This window comes from Paenibacillus sp. FSL H8-0315 (assembly GCF_038005365.1).
Taxonomy (GTDB): domain Bacteria; phylum Bacillota; class Bacilli; order Paenibacillales; family Paenibacillaceae; genus Paenibacillus_AQ; species Paenibacillus_AQ odorifer.
Genome location: NZ_JBBOTA010000001.1, coordinates 5,989,298 through 6,008,943 on the forward strand (window position 1 = coordinate 5,989,298; position 19,646 = coordinate 6,008,943).

Annotated in this window: 19 protein-coding genes, 1 tRNA gene and 1 pseudogene; 10 read left to right on the top strand and 11 right to left on the bottom strand. The window is 39.3% G+C overall.

Translation table 11 applies throughout. The features are described 5' to 3' along the window. Window positions 1–114: 114 nt before the first annotated feature. A complete protein-coding gene (locus MHB56_RS25960) occupies window positions 115–2,613 on the bottom strand; it encodes an Ig-like domain-containing protein (RefSeq protein WP_341144177.1) in 2,499 nt (832 codons plus the stop codon). Window positions 2,614–2,924: 311 nt separating this feature from the next. Here MHB56_RS25960 and MHB56_RS25965 point away from each other — a divergent pair, with 311 nt between their 5' ends. The 5 genes from MHB56_RS25965 to MHB56_RS25985 all read left to right on the top strand — a co-directional run bounded on the left by MHB56_RS25965 (window position 2,925) and on the right by MHB56_RS25985 (window position 5,598). After that, entirely contained in the window at window positions 2,925–3,716 is a 792-nt protein-coding gene (locus MHB56_RS25965; RefSeq protein WP_340395493.1) for an AraC family transcriptional regulator, read from the top strand. Continuing rightward, entirely contained in the window at window positions 3,713–3,988 is a 276-nt protein-coding gene (locus MHB56_RS25970; protein ID WP_254857017.1) for a hypothetical protein, read from the top strand. Before MHB56_RS25965 ends, MHB56_RS25970 begins: the two co-directional genes overlap by 4 nt. Before the next feature lie 140 nt (window positions 3,989–4,128). Beyond that, entirely contained in the window at window positions 4,129–4,572 is a 444-nt protein-coding gene (locus MHB56_RS25975) for a hypothetical protein (RefSeq protein WP_339173492.1), read from the top strand. A 48-nt stretch (window positions 4,573–4,620) separates the two neighbouring features. Further along, entirely contained in the window at window positions 4,621–5,085 is a 465-nt protein-coding gene (locus MHB56_RS25980; RefSeq protein ID WP_076183322.1) for an NUDIX domain-containing protein, read from the top strand. A 78-nt stretch (window positions 5,086–5,163) separates the two neighbouring features. Further along, the gene (locus tag MHB56_RS25985; protein ID WP_081386269.1) at window positions 5,164–5,598 is read left to right on the top strand and encodes a hypothetical protein; all 435 of its coding nucleotides are present in this window, start codon (window positions 5,164–5,166) and stop codon (window positions 5,596–5,598) included. Between the two features lie 33 nt (window positions 5,599–5,631). Here MHB56_RS25985 and MHB56_RS25990 read toward each other — a convergent pair whose 3' ends face one another. Then, window positions 5,632–6,591 (bottom strand): hypothetical protein, encoded by a 960-nt coding sequence (locus MHB56_RS25990; RefSeq protein ID WP_081391948.1) that lies wholly within the window; start codon window positions 6,589–6,591, stop codon window positions 5,632–5,634. 134 nt (window positions 6,592–6,725) lie between these two features. Between MHB56_RS25990 and MHB56_RS25995 the strand changes: the two genes are divergently transcribed. The 3 genes from MHB56_RS25995 (at window position 6,726) to MHB56_RS26005 (ending at window position 8,221) form a co-directional block, all read left to right on the top strand. Further along, window positions 6,726–6,965, top strand: coding sequence for a hypothetical protein (locus tag MHB56_RS25995; RefSeq protein WP_076130558.1), 240 nt, complete (start codon window positions 6,726–6,728; stop codon window positions 6,963–6,965). A gap of 418 nt (window positions 6,966–7,383) precedes the next feature. Further along, window positions 7,384–7,581: a hypothetical protein gene (locus MHB56_RS26000; RefSeq protein WP_282579736.1), complete on the top strand. Its 198-nt coding sequence runs from the start codon at window positions 7,384–7,386 to the stop codon at window positions 7,579–7,581. A 313-nt stretch (window positions 7,582–7,894) separates the two neighbouring features. Continuing rightward, window positions 7,895–8,221, top strand: a complete 327-nt coding sequence (locus MHB56_RS26005) for a YolD-like family protein (RefSeq protein WP_076130555.1) — start codon at window positions 7,895–7,897, stop codon at window positions 8,219–8,221. A gap of 162 nt (window positions 8,222–8,383) precedes the next feature. Here MHB56_RS26005 and MHB56_RS26010 read toward each other — a convergent pair whose 3' ends face one another. The 6 genes and pseudogenes from MHB56_RS26010 to MHB56_RS26035 form a co-directional block, all read right to left on the bottom strand. Continuing rightward, complete coding sequence (locus MHB56_RS26010) at window positions 8,384–9,211, bottom strand: hypothetical protein (RefSeq protein WP_076130554.1); 828 nt, start codon at window positions 9,209–9,211, stop codon at window positions 8,384–8,386. 515 nt (window positions 9,212–9,726) lie between these two features. After that, window positions 9,727–10,257, bottom strand: coding sequence for a GNAT family N-acetyltransferase (locus MHB56_RS26015; protein ID WP_076183325.1), 531 nt, complete (start codon window positions 10,255–10,257; stop codon window positions 9,727–9,729). Between the two features lie 572 nt (window positions 10,258–10,829). Further along, window positions 10,830–11,081: a DUF3951 domain-containing protein gene (locus MHB56_RS26020; protein WP_036686019.1), complete on the bottom strand. Its 252-nt coding sequence runs from the start codon at window positions 11,079–11,081 to the stop codon at window positions 10,830–10,832. A 597-nt stretch (window positions 11,082–11,678) separates the two neighbouring features. Next, complete coding sequence (locus MHB56_RS26025) at window positions 11,679–12,764, bottom strand: hypothetical protein (protein WP_340012402.1); 1,086 nt, start codon at window positions 12,762–12,764, stop codon at window positions 11,679–11,681. 638 nt (window positions 12,765–13,402) lie between these two features. Further along, window positions 13,403–13,588, bottom strand: a complete 186-nt coding sequence (locus tag MHB56_RS26030) for a hypothetical protein (RefSeq protein WP_139330169.1) — start codon at window positions 13,586–13,588, stop codon at window positions 13,403–13,405. 246 nt (window positions 13,589–13,834) lie between these two features. After that, window positions 13,835–14,582, bottom strand: a pseudogene (locus MHB56_RS26035) (dihydrodipicolinate synthase family protein); the annotation flags it as partial. A 1,377-nt stretch (window positions 14,583–15,959) separates the two neighbouring features. Between MHB56_RS26035 and MHB56_RS26040 the strand changes: the two are divergent. Then, entirely contained in the window at window positions 15,960–16,298 is a 339-nt protein-coding gene (locus tag MHB56_RS26040; protein WP_076303384.1) for an ArpU family phage packaging/lysis transcriptional regulator, read from the top strand. Between the two features lie 94 nt (window positions 16,299–16,392). Here the strand turns inward: MHB56_RS26040 and MHB56_RS26045 are convergent. From MHB56_RS26045 to MHB56_RS26055, 3 genes are all read right to left on the bottom strand, one after another. Further along, window positions 16,393–16,464: transfer RNA gene (locus tag MHB56_RS26045), tRNA-Val, on the bottom strand. 152 nt (window positions 16,465–16,616) lie between these two features. Further along, window positions 16,617–16,919: a hypothetical protein gene (locus MHB56_RS26050; RefSeq protein ID WP_036686108.1), complete on the bottom strand. Its 303-nt coding sequence runs from the start codon at window positions 16,917–16,919 to the stop codon at window positions 16,617–16,619. Between the two features lie 162 nt (window positions 16,920–17,081). After that, a complete protein-coding gene (locus tag MHB56_RS26055) occupies window positions 17,082–18,296 on the bottom strand; it encodes a copper amine oxidase N-terminal domain-containing protein (protein ID WP_179086237.1) in 1,215 nt (404 codons plus the stop codon). A 202-nt stretch (window positions 18,297–18,498) separates the two neighbouring features. On the opposite strand from MHB56_RS26055, the gene MHB56_RS26060 reads away from it, so the two are divergent. Then, the gene (locus MHB56_RS26060; RefSeq protein WP_076219152.1) at window positions 18,499–19,572 is read left to right on the top strand and encodes a site-2 protease family protein; all 1,074 of its coding nucleotides are present in this window, start codon (window positions 18,499–18,501) and stop codon (window positions 19,570–19,572) included. The last annotated feature ends 74 nt before the right edge of the window (window positions 19,573–19,646 follow it).

Genomic DNA, 19,646 nt, shown 5'->3' on the forward strand with positions numbered 1-19,646 from the left:
ATAGTGAACAGAGAATCAGGCAATATATTGTGCTGGTCCAGTCGGATATTAATAAAAAAACGGAAGCCGCTTTACTGGCTTCCGTTTTTTTGGAACTGTGTAGAAGAACAGACACTATTTATTTATCGTTGAGTCACCTATTGGAGTGAATGTATTCTCCACAGTAAGGTTAGAGAACTTAGCATAGTTCAGTTGCTCAATCTTATTGGCGACATCATTGCTGTCAACGGCGAATCCGACATATACCGAACCATCCATAACAATAGTTCGCTCGCCAATTAGCTTCCAGTCTTTTCCGTCCGTTGATCCGTAAGCATAGAAAACATCTCCCTTACGGCCAAGCTTGAGCCAATACCCTTGCTCCACACCATTAATTTTAAATGGAATATCTGAAAGAAGTTGAATGCCAGCTTTTTCAGCAGCAGATACGCTGTCTAAAGTTTCAGTTAATTCATCAAATCCTCCGCCCTTAATGTTTCTGCCCGTCAGATAAGATGACCAGCTGGTCTCTTTGGACAACTTCACATAGGAGATACCAAGGGCTGCGGCGGCGCTGTCTTTATTCAAGTCATCGCGGATCATTAGCCCGGTGAAGGCATGGTTGTCAACGGCCCCGATTTCTTCGAGCTTCGCGGTAAATTCCATATCTCCGTTCATTTCTTTATACACGAAGTGGAAGTCATCTTTGGTTGCATTGTTTGCTTCGGATCGTTCTGTGCCACCTTCACTTTTTCCAAGCTTTCCGTTGCCTTTAACGGTAAGCACATCATTTGTCATACTTCCGGAACCCTTAATGTTCGGATCACCGATATCTGCTGTAGTCCAACCCTTTCCAGTCAGGGAAGAGGTAGCAGCATTGATATGGATGTTAGTGGCTGTGGTCTGCGTCTCATTTCCTTGGGTATCGGTCACTCTTGCAGAAATATAGTATGAAGCATCCGTTAAATTCTTGAGGGTATATTTGTATGTGTTGCCTTTTTTGACTGCTTCCCCAAGATATTTAGAACCATTATATACAGCAACATTTTTTATTTTGTTTCCGGATCTAGGGGAAGCATTGATTTTAACTTCGACCTCTTTCCCGGTAACAAATTGTGCATTGTTTTCTGGCGCTAAAAGCTTAGCATCAGGGTTTTCGGCGACGTGTTTCATATCAACTAGGCCGTTAATATAAAGCTCAAGCCAGGTGTAACCATTTTTAGTAACCGTTTTGTATGCATCCTTGCTGCCCCAGATTTTATTTTTCTTTTCCCACTTGTCGTCTATTCCGTTTTTATTAGTGTCAAATTGCTTATCATATTGTGCCTCAATGACGCCAAAGTCTGAAATGTAACCCCCGACTTCATGTTCAGTGTTGATATATCTTCCCGAGTTCTGCTCGACTTCTGCCACAATTCTTGCATCGATAGCATCGCGACGTGGATAGGTAGCGCCCGTTTGTTGCAGAATGCTTTTTAATAGTGATTCATTCGCTTGCTTTACGCCGGACTTAACATAATTATCAAATGCTTTATTGGTAATACCATGGTTAACTCCAGTACTGTCCGCGGAAAGATATGGTGTGGCTGCAAGGGTCGTCTTTTGTTCACCACTCTGTACGCCAGAAAATTTCACATAATCTGAAGAATCATTCAGTAAGCCTGTGAGCTTACCGTTAATTCTGTTTCCAGTAATATAGAAACCGCCCAGCTTGGTAGCTTCACCGGCATCAATCACTCGGTTAGTTACATTATCTCTTGTACCTGGGCCGGCAATTTCGATATTGTTCATAAAGTTAGTAAAAGTAAAACCTCCGCCATAAGTGCCATTAAAGCCCCAATTGTAAATTACATTGTTCGAGAACTGAACAACCGCCACATGATCAGCATCTGCAGCACCTGCGTAACCGCCGCCTAGTCTTGGATTTCGCGAGGTATGGTTCGCATACAGATTGTGATGGAATGTTGTTTTGTCTCCGCCTGAAATACCGCCGTAGCCATGTCTTCCTTTGGAATGCCCGGATAGAGTCAGACTTTCGGAAATAATGGACCACTGGATCGTGCCATTTTCGCCTCTATATAAAGATAGAGTTTCATCTGTGTTCCAACTGAAGGAACAATGGTCAATGAGGAAGTAGTTGTTGTCTCTCCCCCAAAGCGCATCCATTGAATCACTGCCATTATACACATTAGTGGCACCCGGACGGAAAGCGGTGTACCGAATAATGATATTCTCTGAATTGCTGATATTGGTATCCCAACCTGCAATGGTAATTCCGTTGCCTGGAGCGGTTTGCCCAGCGATGGTCAGGTTTTTAATATTATTGAGACTTAACGTGCTCTTCAGTTCAATCGTTCCGGAAACATGAAAAACAATGGTACGACCCTCTTTAGGCGTAGATAAAATTCCATAGCGAAGGGACCCTGCAATCGGTTTGTCTTTTACAGCGTAATCTTCAAGGGTAGTTACGATGTATACATCGCCCCCTCGACCACCGCTTGTATAGGCGCCGCCACCTTCCGCGCCAGGAAAAGCAAGAATAGAGGCACCCGCAAAACTTTTGTCTCCGTCTGCCTGCCCTGAAGCTGCAAGTGTGTGACCTCCTAAAAATGAAAACGCTACCGAAAAACTCAATAAGACACCTATAACCTTACCTGATTTTTTACTCTTCCGTTTCATCTTTTTGACGTATAACATGGATACAGTCTTATCGCTGAATGCTGTTCCTGTTATACTTCCTCCTCTCAGTGAAATGTTACTGGTCTGCGACAAGCAGCTTACTGGTAATACTTTAAAACTTTTAGGGCGTATTTACCTGCCAAAAAAATCTTTTTTTGTGCCAACTATTGCTCTTTGGTTCTTGCGTAAACGAACAAATTCATATTATGTTCTTAGTATTACAGCAGCTATAGTGCTTGGCATTCCATGACGATAGGGAGAAAAACATGAATATTAAATATCAGCATCGTGACCAGGCGTTTCACTCCTTTATTTCTACCAATAACACTTATCCTCTTCATCTACACAAAAATGTAGAGATGACAATGGTTTTGTCCGGCAAAATCAATATCAACATCAATGGAAAAGAGTATGATTTGTCTGAAGGAGACATAGCGATTATTTTCTCCAATCAACCTCACAGCTACAAAACCCTAGAGAAAAGCCAGATCCTGCTGTTCTTTTTTGACGCCACTTTTCCGGGGGATTTTGCGGGGGATTTGCTTAATCATGTTCCGGATAACCCTATAGTTTCGAAACAAAAGGTGCTTCAAGATCTGCTGGAAACCTTGTATAAACTATATAAAGAACAATGTGATGTTCGTCTGCTCAAGGCTTATACCTCTGTAGTATTAGGGCACGCGCTGCCGTTACTGCTAATGAAAAAAGTAGATTACAAAAAAGAAATGGATCTCGTCCCCAAAATCCTAGCTTACATCGACATGCATTTTTTAGATCACATAAATCTGAATACGCTTTCAAGAGAGCTTGGCATTAGTAAATTTATCATTTCCCGAATCTTTTCTGAGCAGTTTCACATTTCATTTCGTGATTACATCAATGGCCAACGGGTAGCCTTTGCTCATATGCTGCTGTTATCCACTACCCATCCGGTCACGGATATCGCGTTTGATTCCGGATTCAACAGTTTGCGTTCTTTCTATCGTGTTTTTAAAAATGAATACGGGATCACCCCCAATGAATTTCGCCGAAAAGTATCGAAGGAGTGTGTAGAATGAAAATGATGAGGATGGCTTATATTCTATTTGATGGGATGACCACGTTAGATTTTGTTGGTTTTTACGATGCGGTTACCCGGATGGGAGTTCTAAAGGCGATAGAAAATGTATCGTGGGATTTTTGTTCCAACAAGGAAGAAGTCACGGATGATCGAGGATTGACGTTGAAAATAAACCAGGTTTCCCCTGATCTGTCAGCCTATGATTTGATATTTATCCCTGGAGGGTTATCCACTCGAAAACTTAGATTCGATACTGATTTTATAACATAGATTCAGACTAAGTGAAGATGGATTACCCATATTACAAAGACAATTAACCCTTCCAAAGGGAAATCATAACTATAATATATGGGAATTAATGATATAATATCCAAAGTGAAATAATTAAGGTGATGAATAGAGGTGTAAGTATGTTGGACACAAACAATAGCAATAGAATGCTGGTAACTTTTCCTCATAGTAAAAAATATCCTTATTTAACTTCATATTGTTTATTAGCCAATGCTTTATACGTAGGTTTGAATGTGTTTTTTGATCTTAGTGTTTATTATTATTTATTTTTTGTCCTGCCAGTTTTTCCTTTTCTATTTATTTCGTTAAAAAGTCAAAAGGAAAAGCATAAACTTGAAGTACTAGATGATAGTGTAGTAATTGGTGAAACAAATATTACGTGTGGTTCCTTGAAAAAAATTGTGATTCATAATCCTATTTCAATATTTTTTCATATAATTCCGGCTCGAAAAAAGAAAAAAATAATTACGATACAGGTAAATAAGGATGAAGCAAAAGATATTTTTACACTATTAAATAAATGGGCACAAAAAAATAGTGTGGAGATCGAAAAACAATATTAGAAGAGCCACTTAGTCCCAGAAGAGATGTTGAAGATATGAGGTGTCACGATGAAGATAGGAAAACCGATTAGAAAGAAGGTATACGGATTTATTTTGCAAGACAATGAAGTTGGAGAAAAGACTTTATTAGTCTATCTTAATGAACCAGAAGTACCCTTTAGATTAGTAGGTGGAAATGTCGATGCCGGGGAAACAGAAGAAGAAGCGTTATTCAGGGAAATTCAAGAAGAAAGTGGACTTAAACAATTTAAATTAGTAAAGAAAATAGGCACACAATATTATTATAAGGATTTTATAGATGCGAATGTCGAAAGACATGACTACCTTCTAATTCCAGAAACGAGATTACCTGAAAAGTGGAGCTTCACTGGAGAAGGAGAAGGTGAAGACTGTGGGACTATTTTTAACTACCAATGGATAAATCAAGATGAAATAGACTTATTAGATAAAGAGTTTAGAGAATACATGACGGAAGATTACATGCAAGAATTATTCAGCAAGGTAAAAAGGTAATCCATCTAAACCAAGTGCGAAATGATGATTTGAAAAATCGGCTGTAAGTATAAAAAGCATAAAGATGGTGGGATTGTTTTGCGTGCAGTTAAGCCTATAATGTTATGGTTTATTTCGACGATTTTATTCACCCTGGCAGCCTTTGGATTGGAGCTTTGGGAAGGAACTAAAATAAGTACAACAGAATATTACGGTTTTCAAAACATTGGGTTTGCTTTTATTTTTCTGGTGTTCCTCTTTTCAGTTCTTCTTTACCCGGTTATACTGCTTCCTTTATCATGGGTTATTCGAAAGATAGTTAATCCTTTAGTAAACCGCATAATGATATTCTTATTGAGTGGTATTGCGGGATATGGTTTCTTTTACGAGGTGTACGATGAACGCTTTATACGGGAATACCATTTGAATAGTAGTACAGCTATTATTTTTTTCGGTATTGCTGGTTTCATCTATGCGCTGGTGGATTACTATTTTGAGTCGCAAGCCATTAAAGCCGAACAAAATCCCTGCTAACCGTGGCGGCCGGCAGGGACGTTATTTTTTAATCTAAGTATTAGGTAATTTGTTAACCTCATCAGTAAAGGCTTCCAAGTACTGGGTGAATATTCCTGTATCTATTTTGGTGGTTGCATCATTTGCAATAGGAGGCGTATCTTGGATTTGTTTGTACATACGATCCATCTCACTTGAGAGCTTAGCCCAGATGCTTTTAATTGAATCATATTTTGCATCAAGGTTGTTGATATAATTATCGTACTCCATTTTTTGGTTCATCGCTTTTCCTAATTGCTCGATTGTAAAATCTATATCTATTGTTTGACCCGTAGAGCCAGTTCCAGAACCTGCATACCAGCTGATATCAACAAATCCATCATTCCAAATATCTGAAACGACAAAATTACTGATTTCTTTAAGCATCGCTTCAGGAGACTGTTCAGTTGTACCTGCATTACCTGAATCTGAAGTATTAATTACAGGTTCCTTGAAGAGTTTCCTCACTTCGTTAAATGCATCCTTATCTTTGTCATTAGACGAATACCCCCAACCAACTTTGTCATCTTTAATAAAAATGATAAGTTCGCTATTGGAGGAAGACTTCTCACCTTGGATAAGCACGAGTTTATCTTTTCCGCCATCTTTGTCCGTATAATCAGCTGTTTCAATTACTGTAGGGTTCTTAAGTTTATTATTCTCGGGTGTCTCAGTAGATTCAGCCATTTGGAAAATGGGTTGTACATCTGGAAGTATATTTTCGGATACGAATTTCTTTTTCGCTTCGATATCTGAACCATTGAGGAAAATCTCCACATAGTTGAGAGCCAGTTTCTCGGAAGCTGTAAGTTTCTTTTTTGGCTCAGGAGTGGGCTCTGAAGGGCTGGCTGTTGCTTCGGACGGTGTAACTCCTGTAGACGTTGTATTTTTTTTCTCTGAATTTGTTGTGGAACTACCACATCCTGAAAGGATTACAATAGTTGCCACGATACATAAAAAAGCTTTTTTGTTCAATCTGATATCCCCCTAAATCTGCTAATAATTGCTAGTTAATTCTACCAGATATAGGAATAGTAATCTATGAATTATAATTTATGGCGGAACCAATATATTAGATTAGCGTGTTTTATTTTTCGGAGGTGATCATTTTGCTGAAAGTACTAAGAGTATGCGGTATTTTATTCAGTGCAGCAACAATCATTCTGGGAATCACATTTTTCCGCGGCCAGGATCAAGTGATAGTGTCTTGGACTATGCTGGGGATGTGCGGAGCTTTAATATTTAATGGAGCGGCATTGTATTTGAAAACTAAAGATAAAATGGCTGTGCTATCCTCGATTGTTGGGATTGTACTGTTAATAGCCTCGCTTACTCAGTTTCCTTTTTAAAAATAAAAACAGCCTCGTCAACCTTAATAGGTCGGCGGGGTGTTTTTACGTTTTTTCCCTTTATATTTATTTCTTTTTTTTCTTAGTGGGTCCGATCTGGCGTCTTACCTTATCGTTCTCATCTACCTCAATAATATAAATCTCCTTCACTGTACCGGAGAGAGTAAACCATTCACGCATAGCTTCAACCTCAGTCATCGGTCCTAATATTCGTTTCCCCCTATAACATATAAAAAACACTCATACTCCTTAGTTTGTTTGCGGAAATGCAATAAATGCTTATAGAACAAATTATAAACCTGAGCGATGACTTTGTATGTAATAATTCATGCCTGGCGGGATATTTTTACATTGATTAACGAACGTACGTTTGGTTATAATACAAACAAATGTTCTTATCTTTGGAAGGTGAATAATTATGCAAATAAGCATCGGTCAAACCATTGAAATAGTGTACCAAGATAAATCAGGTAAGATATCTCAACGTAAAATTGATGTGAAAGGGATTCGTGGAGGATATATTCGCGCAACTTGCTTATCAACCGGAGCTCCGCGCGTATTTCTGGAGGCTAATATTCTTGCTTGGCAGCCTGTGCAAAAAAAGCGCTATGCTTAGTGACACCGCCCGAAAGCTACTAATGATCATGCGACACTCTGCTGTGCATCATGCTCATATGCCAACTTTACAGGAGTTAGAGATCAAGAGTGGACGGACACCAGATAAGATCATTAGTGGGCTTAGGGAATTAGTTAACGAAAAATATATAGAATGGACCCCACACACTCCACCAGAGAGCGCCCGAATTATTGAAGGCTGGGAAAGGATTGACCCTAGGTTTAAAAAGAGAAAGTCAGAGCCACAAGAACTCCAATGGGGGATAGATGGTAGTAAAACGAACTACTGGACGGATTATTAGGAGGGCAGCTTCATGATGAAAAAATTAGAGAACGTATGGGAGTGTAGCAGAATGATATTGCCCGAACATAAAAACCGGATTATAGATGACAATAATGAGCAGGAACGTCGTGAAAAGCCTATTCTAGATTTACAGGAGATAGAGCGCTTTGAAATATTGTTATATCGTTCGATGGAAGAGCACAGCCCGATTACACTCACTCTGTTTGATCCCATGGAGAATATATTAAAACGAGGTATCGTGATGAAACTGGATAAACAACAGGGAATTAAACTCCGCTGGTCGGAGGAGGAGTGGGATTGGTTCAAGATGGAGGATGTTATTGCAATAACTACATAATTCACTTCATAAAAAACAGGTTAGGAGCAATCTCCTAACCCGCGCTGTACTTCTGATATTAATGTTCTGCTCCGTGGAATAAGACCACTGGTGAGGTACTTGGCAGTGCTGGCGCAATGCTGACGATGGTGAGGACCAACAATAAAGAGACGGCAAATTTTTTCATAGAGACTCAACCCTTTCTTTGAAATTTATTATTTTCTCTTCAAAATCTTTAATCTGAGTAGCATCAGCATATGAACGTAATGATTCGAAGTATACTACTGCTTGTTTAAAGATTTTATCAGAGTTTGTGACCTCAGCAGAATCTAATAATTTCATGCTATATTTGATAGCTGAATTATAATCTTGAATTTTTGTTTTATATCTGATCATATTAATAAAAAAAGTTTCTTGGTAGGAATTTATTATAATTTCATCAGCAGCGGTATCCTCAAATTTTGAAATACTATTAGAGAAAAGTTCTAAATGAGATTCAATGTTTAAATTGAAATTAGTAGCTGTCTTTAACAAAGTTATCAGTCCCGGTAGAACTTCTTTAGTGTTGGATAAAAGGAAAGAAACATAACGATCTATGAATTGAATATTTCCGGAAAGCACTTCTACTTCTAAGAGATTTGGCTCTGATATGTACTTATAATAGGCTACCTCATTTAATCCTTCAGCATCTAATCCCTTGAACCAACTCAAATCACTGTAAGCTTTAATGTAAGTTCGAGCTTTATCATAATTTTCGATTTCTTTGTGGGCTAGTCCCAACATAAGCAAGCTGTATCCATAATAATAAATTAAAGGTCGTTGGTGTTTTAGTTCCAGTTCATTATTGTGTGTGTAATTATTATAAATTTGAGTTATTCGGTTGAAAAAGGTATCTGCTAGTTTTAGAAGATTGGGCCAGCTTTCAAAAGAATATATCATTTTAAGAACTTTTACGGCTGGATCAAGATCTAGAAGATTTATATCTAAATCTAAATCGATATTTCCATCCAACGGCCTCACCTGCCTTTATTTTACATAATATACCTGTATTATACAATGTAATCAATAGATGGTCAATTAAGTGCTCCATATAAAAAATAGATGATTAATAGGGACCAATAGAGTAAATCTATCCATTATTGCGCCATGATGTGTGCCTGGGAAAGCTTTGGTAGTAGTAGATTACCGCTCTAGATGGCCACATAAAAAGTCATATAGATTATGTAATGCCTCAAGAATAGCAGCAGCTACGACATAAACTAAAAGGTTGCTATTGATTAAATCATTTACCGTATTATGTTTTGTGAGTACAAACTGGAAGAATGTGTACATCGTTTGGAGGATGTGACAACAGTTGCTCTACTTAATACACAGTACGAAGATACAGTTCATTAGACGAGTAGGAGTATCCCTCTTCTCCCAAAGGCTATGACGAAGTAGCCGCAAACTATTCATTTAGTTGAGTTGAGCAACGTGAAGTAAATAAAAAGCCTACACCATAAAAATGTAGGCCCACCCATTAAAAGTTACTCTGTTACTAATTTTGAGAAAATGCTTAAATCAATAAACTTTCCTTTGGACTTTTCGCACTTTCTCATTGTTCCTTCGAATGTATAGTTTAACTTTTGCAAAACTCTGATGGAATTATTGTTTTCGGGTTCGACTTTTGCTTCTATCCTGTTGAAATTTAAAGTGTTGAACGCATAATCCATCAGAGATTGAATGGCCTCAGGAGCATATCCCTTGCCCCAATAATCTTTACTAATATCGTATCCGATCTCTGCTTTAGCGTTTGAAGAATCTATAGAATTATAACCGCAGGAACCAATTATGCGATTTGATTCTAACTCAATTATGGAATAACGAATAGCTTTGCTTTCCAAAGACAGGTTATTAAGAATTTTAATCATTTCTACTGCTTGGCTTTCCTCAGTGAAACTATTGATATTCATAAACTTTGTAACCTCAGGATCAGACCAAATGTTAAACAAACTAGCAGAGTCAGATAATTTCATTTTTCTTAATATTAGTCTTTTGGTTTGTATTTCTGTAATCAATATATTACCTCCATTATCTATTTGTTTTGGGGTTAAGATATCGATATCTGCGCATAGTTCAGTCCCTTCAATATTTAATTCAACACTATTATAACGTAAGAGTTTTTTTATGTCACAGTACGAAGATACAGAACATTAAAGGAGTAGGAGTGTCCCTCCAAAGGTCATGACGAAGTAGACGCATATTGCGAAGTATAGAGGCTATCTAGCGGTAATGCAGCCTATTTCTCTTTTGGCAGAAGTAATGTTCTTATAAAAGCGCCAATACAGCCAGAAAGAATAATAATCATTACAACATTTAGTGATCTAATAAGTACCGAAGATGAAAAAATTAATTGAAGGCTTTTTTGTACGATGATAATTCCAAATACCAAAGACATGGTGATTAAGAATGTTTGGATAGATATTTTCAAATCATTAATTCCTCTCTAAACAAATTACCAAAATCTAAATTTATTTTAACAAAAAATGATTGAGTGAAACGTAGTACGAAGATACATGACATTAAGGGATAGAGGAGGTTACAGAAATCCGCTCCCAAAGGCTATGAAGAAGTAGCAGCCTATTGCACATCAGGGAAGAGAAGGTCGTCGTTTTGATAATGAAATGATGTTTTTGTCCTTATCATCACCATGGTCTGCATTTTCTTCTATCTCTTTTTTCTCATCGTGAAACTCAACAGGAGATTGGGCCGTGATGTAGTCAAATGGAGTGTAATTATTATTTGGTAATTTTCTTGTAAGGATTACCTTTACAATGATGATTCCTAATGAGAGATAGAAAATCGCGCCTACTCCAGCCAACATGAACAGTACTAATCTCATTGTTAACACCGCCTTTGTTTGATTTTATAATCAAATGTTAATATTTACAAGATTTAGGCTGCTGAGTACTATTCATTCGACTGAGATTTGATGCACAGTAGGAAATGCTTGGGCCACTAGATTTTACAAATGGTGGAACCTTCGAACATAGTCATACCTACACATGAAATGGTTTGACAGTTATAAATATTAATTACTTTAAAGCATCACAGAAAGGTTGTTTTACAGACACCATACTCATATGGATATCCGATCTCATCTATAATTGTAACCTCTGCACCATATCGACAGATACTGCTCTTAGAGACAGCACCTTTAATGTTGTATATTTCATCTACTGTGCTTCTTGGTAATAAGATAGGTTTTTAGATATATCTGTTTCTAACGGTAAGACCAATTTTTATGTAGTTACTACATTGAATAATAATGGAAAGTTAAGTTTCAAAAGAAGCATCAGCTACCCCTCAGAAGGCAGATCAACCTGAACCAGAACCATCTGGTGATCGCGCAATACTCACAATTACATTAATAACTGGTCTTGAAAAATTCAGTGTGGCGGCGGTGCCCCGAACTGCTGTATTTCTGTAACGTTTCCGCTTAATTGGCTTTGTCAGAAGCTTCATAGATTAGGCAGCGAAGGGTCTGATCGGGATAGCGGAACTCCGCGGTATAGCTACTTCCATCTTCCAGCAACAGTTTAACATCCACCATCCCGCGTTTGTTGTTAAACTCGGTATCGGTTAGATAAGCTTTGACAATGGTTCTTGTTTCTCCCTGCTTGTCCGTGATGACCTGCACGGCTTTATGAATCCAACTGGCATCCTTCTGGATGGTGCCGGCTGCGTCGTCGTCGATGGGAGTTCTCTTCAGTGCCAAATTAATGGCTGTCGTATCCTCTACGGCACCGGTTGTTGCATTAATCAACACATCATATTCCCAGAATACCTCGCCTGATCCGAGCAGGGTAAGATTCTTGTAAGGAGCAAAATGAACTGTCCAGGTTGGACGTTTGGTTAGTCCCAGCTCAATCAGCATTCCCGATGTTTTTAGCTTGGACACGTCGGCATCGAACAGCTTGCGCACACTGTCAGAGGCCAGTGCCTCAGCTTCAACCTGGCTGATTTTCTGAGGCTGAAGCTGAGGTACAGTCGGATTTCGTTTGGACACGAAGTAATTCAGCCGGTAGTACCAGTCAATCAGCTGTAACAGTTCCTCATCAGTCATACTCCTCTCCGGGTAGGTGTACGTATTGGTTTCTAAATCTAGATACAAATCTGCTTGTCCAGCCTTTAACGGCAGCTGCTGCTTGGGGCGGAGGCCGTCATACACATACTTATCGTCCAACACTTGTCTGCGGTTGATTTCGGATTCGGTTTCTTCCCGACCTGAAGTATGGGGATCTTCTGCCTTGTCTATAAAGTCATAGATTTGCTGGATTTGCGCCGCTGTCATCTGTTGATACAGGTCTTGTTGTATGGTGGATACTGGCGCCGGCGCCTCCACCTTCAGCACGGGTATCGTGCTTTCACTCAAAGCCAGCTGGTTACTGCCCTGAATTGATGAACTGTTCTTGGCGAAAACTACGGAATCCATCAGGCTGGGGACGAGCAGCGCACTGGCTGCAAGCACACCAGCTGAAAACAGGATAACAACTAATGTAGCGGACCGCTTTTTCTTGTTCAATCGGATTACCTCCATTGGGATCTAAGATGATGAATCTTTATACATCTTAACACCAAGTTATTATAGAATTAGGAGGATAGTTGTTATGGAGTTGTAAAAAGATCGGATACTTCCCCTTCACCAAGGACAGTCAGGAGTTAATCTCAATTTTGTCCACGTTTTTCTTCAAGAGCCACAGCTACAATGCAAGAAGTGTCTTTACAATAAAGATGTGCCAGAAGCGGGAAGTGTTTACTTAGTGTCGTATTTACATCGATGTGATTAGTCATAACTTTTCACCTAATTGGAAGTATGATTCGTGGGATAATTACATGAACAACAATAAAGTTATTAAGATGGACTTTAAAGCAGAAAAACGATTGGTTGCGAAGAAATAGATAGTTCGGAGAACAAGGAGTTTTTGTACTGATGAACAATAAAGATTTTCAATACAGAGAGACATACTTTATTGTGGGGAATCCAGCAACTCTATGGATACTCATACTTGGATTGGTTTCGTTTGGAACCAGATCCAATAGGTCATCTTATAGATTATGGTGGGATTGTAGAGGGGATGCACCGGATCTATTAAACTTGCTGGATCTCATTTTGTTTGGAAGTGATTTGAATTTAGAGCATGCATTCAATAACCTACGATATCACACTTCTTTAATCCGTTTGATCGCCCAAGAAGGAAAAGAAAATAAACCACTCTTAGTTCTTATTGTGAAGTAACCTGTAGAGTCGCTCTCCTGACAAAAACCAACATATGTCTCTCCACTGACTAAATGTATTTGTAGTTGTAATTCTGTTTCAATTGCGTGAAAAATCAGTGTGAGATTCATATTAAAGCCCCCTTGCATAAGATGATTATATTCATAAAATACCCACTTCATTGTTAATGAACGCAAAATAGTTGACAATTGACAATGTTGTAATATTTTAAACGTGATTTTGGCATAAGCATGACTATAACAAATACCCCATCAATCACTTAAGGTTGATGGGGTATTTGTTATATTGATGAAAACTAACGATCCTTACCAGTGTTATAGAGCAGCATATATACTTCCCAATGAATTATATTAAGTTTATACAGTAAACTTTAATTCCTTTAGAATGATATTCAGGTGATTCCTAACGGATTTGTTTAATGGTTGTAAAGGCAAGGGAAGACTAGGACTTTTAATTAAGCCAATTATTTCAGCAGCTGCTGAAATCACTCGAAGGCTACCGTAGCTATTGAATAACTTCCAGATCGGTTCTAGTAATGTTGAAAGGTGTTGTGCTTCTTCTAAATGGCCACTTTGAGTCATTCTTGTGATATCTAGACATAACCTCGGAAATAAACCACCTAGCACTGAGTACCATAAGTCACAACCTGCACTCAAGCCTGGATATGCGGATGGATTCCCGCTTATTCCAAACGTAACATGGAGTGGAATAACAGCTCTGAGTTTTTCTACAGCAATTCTGCTGTGCAGCTCATCACTGAAATGGAAATGTGAAGTGCCGGGATTATCATAAACACAAAGTGGAATGGAGAGTGAACTTGTCACCTGTTCGTATAGAAAAAACACTTCTTCATCTGTTAGCGCCTGAAGGAGATAGGAGCCAAGAGTACTGCACTTGCCCCAGCTTGTTGTGCATCTTCCGCTAATCGAAGTACTTCTGAAGTTCGAATCGCACTTATGCTTGTCATCACGGGAATCCCTTCAGCAGAACTAACAGCAAGCTCAAGGACACGCAAACGCTCCCCTCTACTAAGAGATACGCATAGTTACCAGTTGATCCCAGTACACCAATTGAGTCTACTCCTGCCTTTACCAATTCTTTAATAAAAAAAGGGACCAATTTTAGAGGCTAGGTGTTGTTAAAAAATATGAGTTGCCACGTTTGTCCCGTAGCGATTTAGATTCAGAACAAACATAAAATAACCTGTCAAGCTTATGCCTGAAGGGTCTATTAGTGCTTATACGATAAACTCTGTAAATACTGGGCTTCGAAGCATGCCAGATTTGGTCCGGGACTCCAGATGTACAAACTCCGTATCCTTACCTTTGTATATCAAGATATCAAAGATGGCGTAATACGCTGGGAGTGTCCCAGCGAGTTGAGTTATTTTATCAGTTCGTCTCGCTTGAAATCGGCTCATAACAGATTCAAAATCGGATACTCTCAGTACGAAGATACATGGACAGAGAGGGTTAATAGCCCTCCTCTCACAAAGGTTATGACGTAGTAGATACATATTGCGACATGAAAAAAGATAAAAATGCTTATGCATCCTTATCTTTTTCAAGTAATTCTATTATTCTGTCTAATTTTTTCTCTATGCTAGTAGTTTTATCTGAAACCTTGTTTTTGGTTCCATAATCACCTTTTAACAGTAAAACCAAGGGAATTGCCAAAACAAATGCCAACGGTATTAAAAAAAAATATTGCAAGATAACAACTCATTAAAAGTTTTTATTTAATTATAACAAATTTCAAAAAAAAGACTCTCTCCCACAAGGAGGATATAAGAGATAGTTTGGCTGTACTGAACTTATAAAGGGGATGGATAATCTTCATTTCTTACCCATTAAAGATATACCATAGTAATCCATAAGCTATTCCGAAGTAAGCAATCACACCTAGTAAAGAGATGGATAAAAGAATAGTGATAACTTTCTTACCGTTCATAAAATTCACCTCTTAATTAATATAGCACGGATTTAGGGAGGAACTGACGTCAACGTGGATTGAGATTATTTTTGCTTTTATCGCTATCCTATCTTTTATTTCAGCAGCTGACAAAGAATCTATTCTTTACAAGCAACGTGGCATGCACATGGCAGCAATATGTGTTGCTTCAATTATCGCACTAGCTGCAGACGTTATTTTTTCATAAAACCCAAATTTGAGAGGAGTAATTATAAATGAAAGTTCATATAGCAGCACATTTCAATAAGCAATCTCAAATGAGCATCGAGGAGTTCCGTGGTGATGACGAAGAAGAGGATCATGAAGAGCCAAGAGAAGACGTATGAGGAAGGGTTAATCCAGACGGTACGATTGAATTGGAAGACAAGGACCAACTCACTCTGGAGGAGGTAGCTGCTTCAGGAGATAAGAATGGTCCGGTAATCCCGAAAAATGATGACGATCTGCCGTTTTAAGATGGTACACGCCCCGGCTTCGGTCGGGGGATTATTTACAGTGAGGTGATAGCAGGTGCAACAAAGCTTCCTGCCAGAGATAGATAGAGAACGGACGCAGGCTGCGGTTGAAGCGGCTTTTGATAAGTATCGAGAGAATAAATTCCTAACTTTTGAGGAACGCGAAGCAGCCACGACAGCAGCATGGTCAACTACTCCGAGAAGCGAAACGGGAACAACTTCAGATCAAACCGCGAATATTGCCATACACAATGTTGATAGTTTAGCAGCACGTAAGGAGTACTGTGAGAGAATTGAAAGGATTGTAAATAGGCTTCCACGAATGGAATCATTTTTGATTAAAGAAAGATATATGATAACCGAATATGATTACATCACGGATCAGAAGATATAGGCAAAGCTTATCAAATTCGTATCATGAAGGATTTCAATAGAATGATAAGTGAATAGAAAACAAAAAAAGCCTTGAATATCAAGGCTTTCACGTATAGGACGGATGGGGTTCGAACCCATGACCCCTACCCTGTCAAGATAGTGCTCTCCCGCTGAGCTACCGTCCTGCGACGAAATTTATAATACCATACGATAGAGTAGGATGGCAATTCTTTTTTATAATCAATATAGATGTAGAGTTGTATTTACTTCTTAATTTTCTCCGATTAAGTAGTTAAATAGCTAGAAAGGGGATGACCCTTCATCCCCCTGCACCGAGTCAGATAAAAAACGGGAGTAGAAATAGACTGCTTATTCCGAAAAAAGGGATACGGCGTGGATAGAAGCGGCGTCTTGGGTAAAAGCCGGGCTGGAACCCGAATTGTCTATAGTTCGACTGCTCAGCAGGCATTCCATTCATACGATCGACCATTTCATTGCTGGGAACCGCTAGGGTGATATAGTTCTGATCCACGTGAGCGATGAAGCCGTCAAAGGATTGACCATCAGTCGTTACTATACCTACATATTTATTCATGCAATTCCAAGCGACCTGTTGATGAAAATTTGTATTTGATTCCATGGATATCCTCCTCGAATGTTTCAATCCTGATAACAGTCTATGGTCCTTTGCCTACAACGTTCACGGCGTTTGCCTATATGTAGGAAGGTTAATTTTCAGGGATAATCACTGAGGAGGATTCGATTAGTTCTTTAATCTATACACATGCTTGTGCTGTACTTTCTAATCAGTATTATTCTTGGAGTTATTGGAATGAGCTTCAATGGAGTAGATAACTTCTTTTTTGCCAGTAAGCGGGGAGTCATTTATAAAATACAATTTGTCACCGCTCCGTTTTACGAATTTCAAAGTATCTCCTTTAAAAGGAACATCGTTATTTTCCGCATATTCCTGATCCTTTGCTGTGAGTAGCTCCTTATACAAAAGGGTTCGCTCGCCTGTTTGGCGGTCGATTAAGGTTAGCAATCCATTCTGATTTCCACGAAGCAGTATGATTTCTTTATCAATGCTTTCTACATAGTAAGCATCTTCCTCGCCACCCAGCTTTACAAGATCAAGAGTATCTATTACATTGCCTGTGCCGTCTTGGATGAAACGTAAGGTATTACCATCATGCAAGATGAGGTTGCCATCATAAGGTTTGAAATCCGCATCTCCTCTGAACTGGTAAGCGAATGTGGCCTTGCGTAGTAATGCACCATTTTTGAATATGAGTGTGATTTCGCGTGTATTAATATGAGGCTCTCCATAGGAATCAATAATCTTAATGACTAGCAGACCCCCCGCCGTTTTCTCGATCTTCATTCCTGCCCAGTCAAAGTTTGTTTGGAGTGAAGTGAGTTTTATCACCGTATCCTTGCCTTGTGAGACATATAAATCACCATTAGCTTTGACCAGCGTATAGGTACGCCCTCCAAAGGATTCTGTGAAAACATTGTAGGTCTTCAGATCATCTGCTAAAAGTGTGTTCGTTGTGGAGTCCAGACGGAGATGGCTGCCTTCGAAAACCTTAACGATAAAACGGGCCGGCACATATATCCCATCTTCTTTGGATTTAAAAGGTATTCCTCCTAGATCTACCGCTTTCCCGTCAAGCACGCCAGTTTGACTCCCGATTCGAACAGCAAAACTTTTAGTCCAGCCTTGGAACAGAGCACGTTTGCCGGATTTATCCCATTCCATTTTTAAGCCAGCTTGTTCAGCGATCCCCCGAACATCTACGTAGATTACACCATTTTTGAGCAGCGCAGGTCCGCCTATGTTTCCACCAGGAATGCCAAATTGGTAGTATACTTGCGAAGTATTAGCAGAGGAAGCTTGGGTGAGCGCAGAGGACACCGATACAGTTAATGAAGAGCTTGCTGACATGGTGGCAGGGAGTAAAAATGTTGAGAGCATTAAGACGGATAACCAAGCTTTGGAGTGAAAAGAGAGCATATTAACCAACCCTTTCTTTATCTGGCAGTAAAATTTATCCATGATAGTTGGTTTGACGCTGAAACGTTTCTAAAAGTTGCGTCGTATACTTTCCGAAGGGCTCACTGTAGAAATATATTTAATGCTTCTATGATAAGATAGATGGAACTGTACAGTAGTTTCTTAAAATTGAAAGATAAAGGAGCTTGTGATCTTGCCGCAAATGCAAAATGAGCAGAAAAAGAATACTTCTACTCCGCTGAAATGGTTGGGGGGCGGAGCCGCCATGCTCCTGTTAAAAGGAAAGGCGATTTTGTCTCTGCTGAAAATAGGTAAAATTGCCGGGCCGTTAATTTCCATGATGGTTTCGATAGGGGCATATGCTTTGATTTATCCGTGGGGGTTTGCTATAGGTATCGTCCTGCTTTTGCTTGTTCATGAATTGGGACATGTCATAGCCGCTAAGCGGATCGGGTTACCCGTCAGCGCTCCGTTATTTATTCCTTTTTTAGGCGCGTTAATTACTATGAAAAAACATCCGCTGGATGCGAAGACAGAAGCGTATGTTGCTTTTGGCGGACCGATTCTGGGTACTATTGGGGCTACTGCTGTGTTTGGAGCGGCATATTATATGGATAGTCCACTTCTTTATTCCCTGGCTTATATAGGCTTATTGCTTAATTTGATTAACCTGCTGCCAATCCATCCGCTAGACGGTGGACGTATTGCTACCGCAGTTACGCGCTGGCTGTGGCTTGTGGGTCTGGTGGGTGGCTTAGCTATAATCGTTTACTTGCGTTCGATTTTGTTCTTTATCATCTGGGCAATGTTTGCTTACGATCTGTATAATAAATATGTGAAAAGACGTAACAACAACCGGCCGCAGTCTGTCACTAAGGGGTTCTTAATTCCCGTGGAGCCCTTGCGAGAGGCGGGTTACATGATTCCAGGAGCTGAGCATCGCCGGGATTTACCTTTTACTACCTACAGTGATCTAGAGAGACAGCAGTATGTTGTGGTCAGATGGGACCAGCTGAATTATTATGGCAAAGCTACACTGCCACAGCAATGTATTATTGAAAAGGTAAGAATTTCGCAGCTGGAGCAAGTAACGTTAGAGAATGGTCTTCATTTAAAAATGCAATGTGACATCAGCTGTACCGTGCACGATAATGATAAGTATTACGATGTGCCAGCCAGTACACGCTGGAAATATGGAACAGCTTATTTTGTTTTAGCAGGCTTTTTGGTTGGGATGATGTATCTAGTCCATTTGGTTGGAAACGTCAATCTCTAAGAGGGCAACTGGAATGAATAGCTCCTATTGTTTATAAAGCTCCTGAATCGTCAAAGCTGTAGTGAGTATAACTG

Coding starts and splice junctions, on each gene's coding strand:
- MHB56_RS25965 (WP_340395493.1), top strand. CDS start 2,925: ATGAATATTAAATATCAGCATCGTGACCAGGCGTTTCACTCCTTTATT.
- MHB56_RS25970 (WP_254857017.1), top strand. CDS start 3,713: ATGAAAATGATGAGGATGGCTTATATTCTATTTGATGGGATGACCACG.
- MHB56_RS25975 (WP_339173492.1), top strand. CDS start 4,129: ATGTTGGACACAAACAATAGCAATAGAATGCTGGTAACTTTTCCTCAT.
- MHB56_RS25980 (WP_076183322.1), top strand. CDS start 4,621: ATGAAGATAGGAAAACCGATTAGAAAGAAGGTATACGGATTTATTTTG.
- MHB56_RS26000 (WP_282579736.1), top strand. CDS start 7,384: ATGCAAATAAGCATCGGTCAAACCATTGAAATAGTGTACCAAGATAAA.
- MHB56_RS26005 (WP_076130555.1), top strand. CDS start 7,895: ATGATGAAAAAATTAGAGAACGTATGGGAGTGTAGCAGAATGATATTG.
- MHB56_RS26020 (WP_036686019.1), bottom strand. CDS start 11,081: ATGAGATTAGTACTGTTCATGTTGGCTGGAGTAGGCGCGATTTTCTAT.
- MHB56_RS26030 (WP_139330169.1), bottom strand. CDS start 13,588: ATGAATCTCACACTGATTTTTCACGCAATTGAAACAGAATTACAACTA.
- MHB56_RS26050 (WP_036686108.1), bottom strand. CDS start 16,919: ATGGAATCAAATACAAATTTTCATCAACAGGTCGCTTGGAATTGCATG.
- MHB56_RS26055 (WP_179086237.1), bottom strand. CDS start 18,296: ATGCTCTCTTTTCACTCCAAAGCTTGGTTATCCGTCTTAATGCTCTCA.
- MHB56_RS26060 (WP_076219152.1), top strand. CDS start 18,499: ATGCAAAATGAGCAGAAAAAGAATACTTCTACTCCGCTGAAATGGTTG.